The following is a 13,081-nucleotide window of genomic DNA, read 5'->3' on the forward strand; positions in this document are numbered from 1 at the left end:
AATTGATAAATATTTCGATTCTTAAGACCCTATTATGATATATGGAGATTTTTCGATTGTACTTTTATTAAAGACATTCGGATAAGAATTGATGTGTGAAATCATGTCCAAACAATTCATAAATTTCCATATCAAATCAGACACCATGTTGAACTAACTATTACCTAACTTAAATATCATCACTCATACTAGTAAGTTCTGCCAGACTTTAAAATATTTTTAGGAGTTTTTATGAATAAGAAGCATAAGATAATCTCATTATCAGTGATACTGGTTCTTTTACTGGTTATGACCTATTTTTACATGGAGCAGGTTTTTTATCCTCAGGAATTCCCACGAGGACCTACTTTAACAGAGAGTGATCGGGTGCTGATTATTGCTCCCCACCCTGATGATGAGGTTATCTGCAATGGAGGTCTTATTCACTATTGCGTGGAAAATAAGATCCCGGTTAAGGCAGTTATAATCACTGATGGTGATGATGGTAAAACTTCTCCCCTTATCCGGTATAATGAATCAGTTAATGGCACCAGTATCCTGGGTTTGAGTGAAGAGAATGTTATTTTCCTGGGGTATCGTGATGGTAGTTTAAAGAATCTTTTAAATGATAACTGGGATTATAATAATCCATTTACAGCTGCAGATGGTTCCACCCATACCAGTTACCCTTATGCTTACCAGAAAAATGCAACTTACTCCGGTGCTAATCTCCAGGATAACCTTAAGACCATAATAGACGACTTTAAACCCAGTGTGGTTATATATCCCAGTGGAGATGACGAACAGCTGGATCATCAGGCCACCAGTGGATTTGTAGAGTACACTCTAACCATTATGCAGTATAATGGGAGCAAATATACTTATCTTTTACATCATTTACCTCATAACTGGCCAAGTCCCCGCACATACTATCCCAAATATTTTTTAGCTCCCCCATCACAACTGGTGGGAGTTGAAAATGGTCCATATTGGTTTATTTTTAATCTAAACCCTCTAAATGAGGAGATTAAGGAAGAATCTTTCCATGCCTACAACACACAGATCACATCCTCATCTTACCTCTGGTCTTTCCTGCGTAAGAATGAATTATTCGCCCAGTACAGCACCTTAAACTTAACCAAAAAATCAGGTGCAGATAATATTGACTTTTTAACCGGGTCCCCCCCATCAACCCTCTTTTATGATGCAAAAGGTGATGTGAAAGATGTAGAAAAATACAACTCCCTGGATTTACAGTCACTGAGAATTGATATTTATGAGAATAGTTCATGGATATCCTTGAAAACTGTGGCCGCAGCTTCACCAGAGGGTTTTTATAGAGTTCACTTAAAAATTTTCAATCCCGATGGGGTAGAAATGGTGAAAATTACCGTGAAAAATGGAAGTGGAGAACTGGAAAAGGAAACAAATGCTAAAAATTCAAGCCGTGAAAGTATCCCTGTAATTATGAAAAACAACACTATGCTAATTAAAATACCATCAAACTGGTTTAAAAATTCTTCCCATTTCATCATAAGTGCAGAATCATCTCTAAACTCAGAAATAATCGATTTAACACCATGGAGAGTTGTGAAAATCACTTGAAAAAAAGAGACCCTTAACTCGGGACTTAAGATCCATAAAGAATCAGATAAACTCCCCCCAAAAAAAATCTTACAAATAAATTACCCTTTCCTAACCATACTTTAGGCAGAATAAATAAAAAAAGGAGAGAATTCACCTGAGAAAAAAAATAATACAATAAACTCTAAAAGATACCCCAAGAACTTATTTAATACTTATTTCAGCTACTTCTCCCAGTTCACCTTCAACCTGGAACTGGCAATCCATGAACTTCTGGGCTGCGTAAATGTTGGTGAGGGTGTGATTGGTGAGTTCAGCTATTTTCACCCGTGATGAACCTGCTATGGCAAGGTAGGGGATGATCTGATCCCCCATATATTTATCCAGTGCAGCTGCACTTGACATGAAGGATAATAACTTATTCGCAGCTTCTTTTCCAACTATTTCTGCCCTTTTACCAGGTTGCCCCAGTGAACTGGCCCCTATGCGGGGAATGTTTCCTCCTTGAAACTCAGTCCATAAGACCAGCCCTGACCCGGGTCCCAGGGAATCCCCCTCTGTATTTATCTCAATTTCTACAGGATAACCTGCACTGTGAAGAGTTCTCTTAGCTGATTCTGCCTGCCTATGTGCAACGTGCAGGGGGAGTTTATTTGAGTATGAAATTCCTTTAATAACATCCAATTCCAGATCAAGAATATTAAGGGGTTGGAGATTCCCAACTGGTTGAATTTTAGCCTTAATCAAGCCTCCACCGCGAGGATAGTAACCCCTTTGTAATAATTCCAAGTCGGTGTGAACACCCATGGACTGCAATACAGGTAGAGTTACATGGCGAAGATAATCTACTGCTGGAGCCCAGGGAACATCAGTACCTCCTCTAATGGTGATCTCGACTTCTTCTGGTGCGAATATGGCCGGGATTATAAAAGCCTGCAGTATTAAGGAGGTACTTCCTGCTGTTTGCACATCAACCTTGAATTTACTACCCCTTAAAGAACCGGGTATAAATTTCATCTCAGTAGAACCAATGCACAAACCTTCAATCTTGGCCTTGGAGACCTTTCCAATTGCATTAACTGCATTGAGGTGCTGCATCATAAGTCCGGGCTTGGGTCTCCGTGCCCGGATGTTTGTGATACAGAATGCTTTTCCTGTTAAGGCAGATAAGGCTGTTGAAACCCTTAAAAGAGCTCCCCCTCCTTCTCTGAATGATCCATCGATTTCTATCATAAAAATCAGATTTTTTAAAAATTGCAATCCATTAAAATATTATTACATATTAAATATTACATATTAAATGGAGGTTATTATATATAAATGAAGGGAACTATTCAAAAAGGAATTACTTACATTAAGATATCATGCATCTAGGTTTATTTATTAAGGGCATTATAGATCAGGATTTATTCATAAAGATATCATTCGTATAGGATACTCAAACAGGTTTCTTCATCTGGGGATATTTGCTTCACCCTTTGCAGTGACCTGGTAATTGCGTCTATAATCTTTTTATCACTTATTCTTTCTGCATCAGCAGAGGCAAGATCCACACGTATGGTGGTTGAAACTCCAGGCATTCCCACCGCAGGAACAGTCACTAAATGGTGGTCTTTTAACAGAATCATGGCCATTAAAGTGGCAGCTTCACGTTCTCTTAGGTTTAGCCCTTCATCCGAATTATTGATCTCGTCTAACAGGTTTTTTGCAGATACCATAAACCCAGTGGGTGTTTTTTCAACTCCCCTCACCACTAACTTCAATTTCTCATAAAGTTTATCCTTCCTTTCCAGTGAGTCTATAATCCTTTGGGGATTGAAATTCTCCAGAGCCCTTACTATACCTGCGACAATGGGAGGTTGGGCTTCCAATCCAAATTTATGAGCCTTATCCTGTATCATGTCAATTAATTGTGTTTTACCCGCCATCAAGCCTGCTCTGGGACCATCCATTAACTTATCGGTGCTGGTTACAACTAGTTCTGCACCCATATCCAGTCCTCGGGGTTGATTGTATATCACGGTGCGTAATCGTGCCCCTGATGCATCATCCACCAGAACCGGGACTTGTGATTCATGTGAAATATCAATTACCTTAAGAAAATCATCTAAAGGTATTATGTGGTGGTCCATGGTAGATCCAGTGATAACCACCAGTGATGTTGCATCACTTAAGTTGAATTCATCAATATTGTCGAATTCACGGTATGTGGCACCTTGAAGCTTGACACTGCGTGGGATTGATGGATGTGAGGGTAATTTGGGTAAAAAGTGTATTACTTCCTCTCCGGGTTTTACCAGGGCTAGTATGGTTGCTAGAATAGCAGCACTGGTTCGGTTAAAGGCCAATACCTTTTCACCACCCAGGTGTTTATTACCCATTTTTTGCAGGTTTTCTCTAAAAAAAGCTTGGCCAGCATAGGTTTCCAGTAAGGATAGGTCCGACTTAGCTACAGGGAATCCTCCGGCTAAACCGGAAAGGTCGTACAAACTTTTCCTACCCTGTTCTTTAACCAGGGAAGCTATGAATCTTAAAGCAGCTTCTCTTCTTTTTACTTCATCAAGGGAAGAACAAATAAGCATTTCACTCTTCCTTAGAATCGTTTTTATGGTAGTCTGATTTTAGGATTATAGCATCATCTGCAGAGTTCTGCAGGGCAGCACTGAAACCAGGCTCAGCCCCTATAACTATGGTTTCTTTTCCATTTTCTTTAGCTTTGTTGATAATGGGTAAAAAATCAGCATCACGAGTCATGAGGGCTATTACATCAATATTAGGATTGTAAATAAGTTCCATGGCCTCTACAGCCATGTAAACATCAGTATCACCAGCAACCACGATAGGTGTAAATCCCTGATTTACAATTGCTTCAATAAGTTTATCTGAGGCATACTGGTTCAAAAGAACCTTACCAACCCGCATATTACCATATTCAGCCATTATCTCCCTTACCAGATCCAGGTTAAGACTGAATTCTTTCCTTAACATGTTAGGACCATCTACCAGCAAGCCTATATTCTTGGAACCTGCTTCTGATCTTCTAAGTGGGATGTATGAAGTCAGCTTTTCAAAACTTCGCATTGTTGTCCTCCGAACTAACACTAATGGTAAAATATAGGTTAGGGAAATGTTGGAGTAAAAATTGTAATATATATGCCCACAATGGATATTATCAAAGGATATTATATATAAGAATACCAAAAACCATTGTGACTACTCTTACCGCTTTATAGTTAATATTCGAATTAATGGGAAACCTATTCCCCAGAAATTTCCGAAATTCCCTGTTTCAATGCTTTAAAAGGCTATTAAAACCCCTATTTTTACCATCTCAATTATATTAGTAATATATTTTATAAATAACAACATATATAAACTTTGCAACATGGTGTTTCAGGCTTGAATCTCCCTGAAATTTATTTTGACATGGGAAATAGTTCCTAGAATGAAAATTTATTGCTATTTAGAAGTTGTGACCTTTGAGCTAGGATTTAAAAAAGGAGTAAATGAAAAAAAATCAATTGTAATAGTATTTTCTGATATTTTAATATATGGCTTGAAAAAAATGAACGATTTTAGTATTCTAATTTTTTTATTCTACTTCCAGGGTGAAAGCGTCACCAAATAGATCCTTTATCACTTGCATGTCTTCCTCAGGGATGTTAATTACTTCCACATCAGACATGTCACGGAAGTAGTATTCTGCATTGGCTATTTCACCTTCATCATTCATGTAAAGAAACAGGCCATCTACAAATTCCTCTGGATTTTGAGAGGGTAGGAATATTTCAAACCTTATAAGTATTTCAGAACCGGGAATATTATCCTGAAGATCTTGTTTTTTCTTATCATCCTTCAATGCCGCCCTGAACTCTTTCATCCGTGAATTAAGTTCCTTCAGTATTCTTTGTTCATCTTTACTCATGAATTCACCCAAATCTCTAATTTACTCATTGTTTCTAATAGGTTTTTATACACTTAAATAATCAGTGGACAGGTACCTAAAAAACCCATATCCATTCCCATATAATTTGATTATTAAAAAAATAATTATGGGAACTATTAATAGTTTTCCAATTTTTTTAAAAAAGGTTAATTGCCCATACTTATGGCTTGAAAATAAGGTTAATGTTTCTCATGTGAATGCATGTGAATATTAATGATTCACCTTTAGATTGGAATAAAATCAAACATTAGAATATTCTTTCTCCACAAATTCTATGCGAAATTCTGTGCCATGGTTTTTACTTAGAACAATTTCACCGTCAATCTGGTCAGTTAATATGTTTACTAAACGTAAACCCAATGAATCCGTTTTTCTGAAATCTAAATCATCAGGAAATCCTATTCCATTGTCCTGAACAGACAATACATATCGATGATCAGGGGACTTGTGGAAACTGATGTTGATTTCACCCTTCCTACCCTGGGGGAATGCGTGTTTTAAACAGTTTGATAGTAATTCATTGACAATCAAGCCCAGTGGAATCATGGTGTTAACATCCATCATAACTTCATCTACATCAAAATTCAGTTGTATTTGACTGGAGTTTGTGGAGTATGTGCGGAATAGGTCACTGGCAAGTGTCTTAATATAATCACCAATATTAATCCTTTTAAGATGGCTGGATTGGTATAACCTGTCATGGATCAGGGCCATTGACCTGGCACGATTCTGGCTATCTTTAAAAACATCAATAACTTTCCTATCTTTAACATAACGAGACTGGAGATTGAGAAGACTGGAGATGATCATTAAATTGTTTTTTACACGGTGGTGGATTTCCCTTAAAAGCATCTCTTTTTCTTCCAGAGAAATCTGAAGCTCCTTTTCCATCTTTTTACGTTCTGTTATGTCCCGGGCAATAGAAAGGGATAAATTTTCATCTTTTAACCTGAAAATATGGGTGCTGATCTCAACAGGTATTTTACCTCCATCTTTGGATATAAGAACAGTTTCAAAGGTGAATTTTTCTTTTTTCAGTAAATCCTCCATGTTTATAGGTGATTGGAAATCTTCTATATCTTTAGGGGACATTTCCAAGAGTTCTTCATGGGTATATCCCAGGATTTGGCTGGCTACATTGTTTACTTCAACAAATTTCCCTGAGATTCCATCCGGGGTGAGTTTATGCAAAAAAATAGCATCATTGGCATTGTTAAATAGAGTTCTATATTTTTCTTCACTGTCCTGCAGTGCATATTCTGCATTTTTATGTTTCAATGCCACAGATGCAAGATTAACCAAGGCTCTCAGTGCATTTTCCTCTTTTAGGTCTGCATCATTGTCCTTGAGAATAATGGCACTGCCATACAAACTGTCTTCCCATCGTAATCCAGTAATATAGATGGATTTTATGTTTAACTCCTCTTCCAACTGACGACAGGCTTTTTCAGTGAACTGTTTGCCAGTGATCTCATATAAACCACCTTCAACCTGATAAAATTGATTATTAGTTATTGATTCCCTGATTTTTTCGCTTAGAAAACTCCAGGGTATGGTTAAATCAGATAAATCGTTTTTCAGGAATTTGTGGATTGATTTTTTAATGTTTTCATTTCCAGCAGCAATATTATTTATACGGAAACTATCAGACACCTCATCAAAGGTTGAAATAATTACAAATCCATCTTCAAGCAGTAGCTTCAGTTTTTCACCAATAAACTGGTATATGTCCTGTTCAAAAGGTAGTTGTAAAAAATCACGTGCAGTTTCAGAGAGGAAATTTTCATAAAAGGAAATGATTTTTTTATTTTCAAGGGATAGTCTGTTATTTTCCTGCTCTAAATGAGAAATTCTTTCTTTTAACTTCTCTATTTCATTGATGCTTTGTGCTTTGGATTTATCCAGACCACTCATTGAATCCATCCCGGCAAATGTCTAGTTTTTTCACATTATTCATCAGTGATTTAAATCTTAATTTAACGTGAAATATTAATAGTCTTACTAGTCTATAACAGTTTTTTTGTTGTTTGAAAAACTTATAATTTTCCCCATTTTTTCTGGATAGGTTAAATGTTTTGATGGAAAGGAGTAAATTGGGTTTTATGAGTCCATCTCCATGTATTTTTGTATTGGGGGTACTTTGAATACCAGTGCATAGTACAGTAAGGGTATCAGGATTGCAGATACCAGTGATAAGATAATGTATAAGATGTCCCCCTCCATTGTTGAGGCAGAATCATTGACCCGGGTTATCAGTAAAGAGGGAGTAGTAAATACTGAGCCTTCATAATTTGAAATCACGCTGATGAAGAGGTTGTTAGCTGCGTGACCTGCTATGGCCAGTTCCAGAGTACCACTTTTAAGGGTGATGTAGGCCATGAAGGATCCGAATATAATCCAGTCCATTATGGCAATTACTGGTGCCTCAGCCACTTCCGGGTTGGCAAGATGGGGTAACATAAAGATTATTCCGTTTAAAACTGCAAGGATGAAAATATTGCGAGTTATGAATCCAGTTCCCTGTAGAATGTACCCTCTGAATAAAAGCTCTTCAGAAGTGGTTTGAACAGGCACCAGAATGATTAATAATGGTAAAAACATGAAAAATTCCAATAAATTAGGATTTAAGGATAAGGATGATGGATCCGTAATAAATTGTGGTAGTAACGATAGCCAAAACATTAAAAGGAAGTAGAGCAGAAATCCCACTCCCATGAGTTTCCAGTTCATTTTTTTCTTGGGGGTTATGAGGGAACGTAGAGATCTTCTGTGCAGGACTTTGATGATGAATACTATGGCCAGAAAATAGAGGATGTATGAAAAGTCCTGTATGATATAATTCACCAAGGGCCCCCATGTATTCACCTCTTCCGGGATAACCATACCATACCCATAAAAAACCATAAATACAATAGAGATTCCAAGCAGGTATCTCCACAGATTATTTTTCCCCTCCAAAGCAAGATCTAAAAAATTTCCCATTTATGAGGGCCCCCTTAAATCCATAATTGGCGATGATATAAGAAAATCATAATAATATTTTAGGTGGTGGTCCTATAAGAAAAGTACAATAAAATTTTAGGAGACTTCTAAGACGTTTTAGACATTTACTTAAATTTCCAGATATCCAGATTCTTAGATAGAACATTTTAGTCTAGTATGAAATCTAAATATCGTCATTTGATATCTTCATTAAAAAAAAACCTTTATTTGTCTGTGACCTTTATTTTCTGTTAATGCATATTCCTTTATTTTGAAAATATTGGTTAATAAGCTAGAAATGGATAATTCCAAATCGAATAACTCTTACCCATTAATTATTGGATTATAAATCATTATTAATTCTTTCTTTGTACTCTAATTGTTTGAAAATGATTCTAAATTCTGTTCCTTGACTATTATCTAACTTGATAGTCCCATTTAGCTGCTGAACAAGATTGTTTACAAGTTGTAATCCTAATGATTTTGTATTTCTAAAATCTATATCATCAGATAACCCCTTACCATTGTCCTTAACCATCAACTCATAAATACCTTGATTTAATTTTAAGGATACAGTTAATTCACCACCCTCATCAGGGTCAAATGCATATTTCAAACTGTTTGAAACAAGTTCATTTATTATGAGTCCGCATGGAACTGCAGTTTCAATATTTAGCCGGATTTCGGGTGCTATATCAAGTGAGAGAGTTATATGGTTTTTTTTAATATTATATGTATAGAATAGATCCCTTACCAGGCTTTCAATGTAATCGGATACATTAATTGTGGATAAATCAGGGGACTGGTAAAGTTTTTCATGGACCATGGCCATGGCTTTAATCCGGTTCTGGCTATCTTTAAGAACTTGCACAGTTTTACCTTTCACATTCATGCTTTGCAGATTTAGCAGGCTGGAAATGATCTGCATATTGTTTTTCACACGATGATGGATCTCCTGCATTAATAGCTCTTTTTCCTTTAATGAGCCTTTAATCTGTTTTTCAGCTTGCATCCTTTCAGATAGGTCCCGGATAATTGAAGTGAAGTAGGTTACATCCTCTGATTTCCATGCTGATAATGACATTTCAAAGGGAAATTCAGATTTATCCTTTTTTAATCCAATGGTGGTGACAGTTTTACCTATGAATCTATGTTTACCACTCTTTTTAAATTTCTCGAGTTCTTTTAAGTAGTCATCCTTAAATCTGGAAGGCATGAGGAGGGTTAAAGGTTGGCCAGTTAATTCTTTTTTACTGTAACCGAATATCCTGGTTAAGCTGTGGTTGAAAAATATTATATTACCCTCAGCATCAGTGGTTACAATGGCGTCAACTGCAGATTCTGCAACTGCTCGGAATCTTTCAGCACTGCGCTTAAGGGATATTTCTGCTTTTTTACGATCAGTTATATCGCGCACTGATTCGATTGCACCGTATTGTTCTCCTTTGGAGTTCAATAGTGGTGATGCAGTGGCCCATAGATAAGCACCTTTTCCCCCGTAAACTGATGGAACAAATACTTCTGCATATAAAGTTTTACCTTTTTTTTCAATGTATTCGTATTGATCACGGAATTCAGGGTTCCCTGGACGAATGAGATCTATTAAAACCGGTCTTCGGTACCCGTACCATGGAATAGCGTAGGCATGGTTACCCTGACCAATCATATCCTCCTTAGATGTTCCTGTCATTTCTTCAATGGCTTTATTCCAGGCAATGACTTTACCATTTAGGTCAATGGCAAAGGTGGCATCGGGCAGGAAATCAAATATGTCGTTTAAACGCTGCTCTGATTCTTTTAAAACTCTTTTTGATTCTTCTGTTTCAGTTATGTCTCTGATAATGGTTTGTATTAAATATTTATCTTCAATTTTTATGCGGTTTAAGTTCACTTCAGCGTAGAAGGGAGTTCCATTGGAGCGAAGATGTTTCCATTTGAAGTGTTGCGGTTGGCCCTTTAGTGCATTTTTTATTAAGGATTTGGCTTTGACTTTGGATGATTGTCCATCTGGTTGTTTTTCGGGTGAGAAATAGTAAGGTTTTTCTCCTATCAATTGTTCTCTTTTAGTTTGGAAAATCTCCAGGGCTTGCTGGTTGGCTTCGATGATGGTTTCATTTTCCATTAAAAGTATGCCATCAGCAGCATTATAAAAAAGAGTATGATATTTATTTTCACTGGCTTTCAGTGCTTTTTCAGCGTTTTTTCGTTCAGTTATATCTTCAAATGTAGTGAATACCTGATAAGGCTTTTTTTCTCCGGGTTTGAATTGGGGGACTGCATGGACTTTCAGCCAAGTGTATCCTTCTCTGGTGGGATATTTAACTCCCATAACCACATTTTTTATTTCTTTACCTGTTTTAAGAGCCAGCATGGATGGATGGTCCTTAAAAGGAAAATCAGTGCCATCTTCATGTATGGAACCAGTTATATGGTCCAATTTTTTCCCCTGCACTTCCCTCAATTTAAAGCCCATTATCCTCTCAGCTGCTGGGTTCATGGAGATTATCTGACCATTTACATCCTGATATACAACACCCTGGACCATGGTGTTGAAAAGGGTTCGGTACTTCTCTTCACTTTCTTTAATTGCTTTTTCGGATTGGATTTTTCGGCTAGTATCACGTACCAACCCCATAACCAGGGGTTGGCCTTCAATATCCACCAAAGCAAAATGTACCTCTACCGGGAATACACTTCCATCTTTACGCAGATGATGCCCATAAAATGTGAATGAATGGTCAGGTTTTATTTTATGCCATAATTTCTGGGCTTGATGAAGATTCAGGTCCTGTTCAACTTCCATAATATTCATTTTCAGGAGTTCTTCCCGGGTGTAACCTAAAGACTCGCATGCCTGTCTGTTAACATCCACCAGATTTCCATCAAAATCATGGACAAAAAGGGCATCAGCAGCCTGTTCTACCAAGGCTTTATATTTCTTTTCACTGTCTTTTAACTGGTTTTCCAGTTTATTTTTATATATTGCCAGATCAATGGCATATTTCAGTTCATGACGATCAAAAGGTTTTATGAGGTAGCCATAAGGACTTGTAAAGAGAGCTCTTTTAACAGTTGACTCCTCAGAATGAGCTGTTAAGTAGATAACTGGTATGTTAAGATTTTTAATTTCCTCGGCAACGTTGATGCCGTCAATATTTCCCTTTATTACTATATCCATTAAAATTAAATCAGGCATTATCTCCAGAGCTTTCTCTACGGCTTCTTCGCCAGCACCAGCAATGTAGGGGACTTCATAATCAAAGGATTCCAGGATACGTTTGATATCCATGGCTTCTATGATTTCATCCTCAACTAAAAGGATTTTTACTTTATCCACAATTACCAACTACTTGAATCTGTGCAGTAGATCTAGTATTATAATATTATTACTACTCGATGTTTAACTAATTTTCCTATTTTTTCACCATCCCATGTAGACTGAACAAGGGAAATTGTAGGATTTGACATGTTTAATACTAAAAACAATTATATCCTGATAATCCAAATGATTAATATCATGAATAAAATGAAAAAAAATAATAAAATGAAAAATTCAACAACTGCTAATTGCCAAAAGTAGAAAAAAAGTGGAATATTTTTTTATGAGGATTTTATAGAGGCTTGAAATGAAAACTATAAGTAAAAATGATGGAAAAAGATCCATTTCTAGAGTAGTAAACTGGAAATTATACTTAATTTTACTGATTGCAAGTATCTTTGGAGCGCTTGCAGTACTACCTTATACCCTAACTCTTCAGGCAGGATTAATCCAAAATTTACAGGTACCCTTATATTTGCTCTTAATTGGCCAGCTAATACAAAGCATAATCTTATTTGGGATTACTATATTTATTGGTCTTTATCTTGCCAGAAAAGTAGGGCTTGGACTTCCAGTCCTTGAAGGATGGCTTGAAGGTAGAGAAGTTGAAAGATATTTGAAATCCATTCTGGGCATATCCATTGGGCTTGGAATATTAGTTGGAATCCTTATCACAGGGTTTGATTTTTTATTTTCCCTTGCTGGTGTGACAATTAACGTAACTCAAGCTTCAGTTAATCCTCCTGCATGGATGGGATTTTTTGCATCTTTTTATGGTGGGATAAATGAAGAAATACTCTTAAGATTGTTCTTAATGACTCTCATTGTTTGGATAATCTTTAAGATCAAAAAAACCCCTGAAGGAAAACCTACCAGCGCTGGTATGTGGTTAGCTATAGTTTTAGCTGCAGTCATCTTTGGAGCCGGCCATTTACCTGCGGTTATGACCATTACCACCCTCACACCACTGGTTATTGTCCGGACCATTGTGCTAAATGCGGTTGGTGGTATTATCTTTGGATGGCTTTACTGGAAAAAGGGATTAGAATCAGCTATGATATCGCACTTCTCAGCAGATATAGTGTTGCACGTAATTGTGCCATTGTTAGTAGTGATTTAATGGCACTTTAAAATTTTTTTAACGTCCATCTCCACTTTTTTTATTAATTTATTTTTACCAGGTAAATCTTATTCAGCCATATATAGTTCTTTATGTAAGGCATCAATTGGGATAAAGTTACTTCGTTAAACTACCCTATAACGAAGTAAAC

9 protein-coding genes are annotated in these 13,081 nt (G+C 36.7%); 2 read left to right on the plus strand and 7 right to left on the minus strand.

Features of this window, described 5'->3' with window-relative positions; translation table 11 throughout:
• Positions 1–231: 231 nt before the first annotated feature.
• The gene (locus tag HVN35_09075; GenBank protein ID NYB52694.1) at positions 232–1,584 is read left to right on the plus strand and encodes a PIG-L family deacetylase; all 1,353 of its coding nucleotides are present in this window, start codon (positions 232–234) and stop codon (positions 1,582–1,584) included.
• A 183-nt stretch (positions 1,585–1,767) separates the two neighbouring features.
• On the opposite strand, the gene HVN35_09080 is transcribed toward HVN35_09075, so the two are convergent.
• From HVN35_09080 to HVN35_09110, 7 genes are all read right to left on the minus strand, one after another.
• Entirely contained in the window at positions 1,768–2,796 is a 1,029-nt protein-coding gene (locus tag HVN35_09080; GenBank protein ID NYB52695.1) for an RNA 3'-terminal phosphate cyclase, read from the minus strand.
• A 188-nt stretch (positions 2,797–2,984) separates the two neighbouring features.
• Entirely contained in the window at positions 2,985–4,145 is a 1,161-nt protein-coding gene (locus HVN35_09085; protein ID NYB52696.1) for a TIGR03576 family pyridoxal phosphate-dependent enzyme, read from the minus strand.
• A gap of 1 nt (position 4,146) precedes the next feature.
• On the minus strand, positions 4,147–4,644 hold the full coding sequence (locus HVN35_09090; protein NYB52697.1) for a TIGR00288 family NYN domain-containing protein: 498 nt from the start codon (positions 4,642–4,644) through the stop codon (positions 4,147–4,149).
• A 511-nt stretch (positions 4,645–5,155) separates the two neighbouring features.
• Entirely contained in the window at positions 5,156–5,488 is a 333-nt protein-coding gene (locus HVN35_09095) for a hypothetical protein (GenBank protein NYB52698.1), read from the minus strand.
• A gap of 261 nt (positions 5,489–5,749) precedes the next feature.
• Positions 5,750–7,423, minus strand: coding sequence for a PAS domain S-box protein (locus HVN35_09100; GenBank protein ID NYB52699.1), 1,674 nt, complete (start codon positions 7,421–7,423; stop codon positions 5,750–5,752).
• A gap of 186 nt (positions 7,424–7,609) precedes the next feature.
• Positions 7,610–8,491 (minus strand): CPBP family intramembrane metalloprotease, encoded by an 882-nt coding sequence (locus tag HVN35_09105; protein NYB52700.1) that lies wholly within the window; start codon positions 8,489–8,491, stop codon positions 7,610–7,612.
• 343 nt (positions 8,492–8,834) lie between these two features.
• The gene (locus tag HVN35_09110; GenBank protein ID NYB52701.1) at positions 8,835–11,828 is read right to left on the minus strand and encodes a PAS domain S-box protein; all 2,994 of its coding nucleotides are present in this window, start codon (positions 11,826–11,828) and stop codon (positions 8,835–8,837) included.
• A gap of 289 nt (positions 11,829–12,117) precedes the next feature.
• Between HVN35_09110 and HVN35_09115 the strand changes: the two genes are divergently transcribed.
• On the plus strand, positions 12,118–12,930 hold the full coding sequence (locus HVN35_09115) for a CPBP family intramembrane metalloprotease (GenBank protein NYB52702.1): 813 nt from the start codon (positions 12,118–12,120) through the stop codon (positions 12,928–12,930).
• Positions 12,931–13,081: the final 151 nt, after the last annotated feature.

Source organism: Methanobacteriaceae archaeon, assembly GCA_013403005.1.
Lineage (GTDB): Archaea > Methanobacteriota > Methanobacteria > Methanobacteriales > Methanobacteriaceae > Methanobacterium.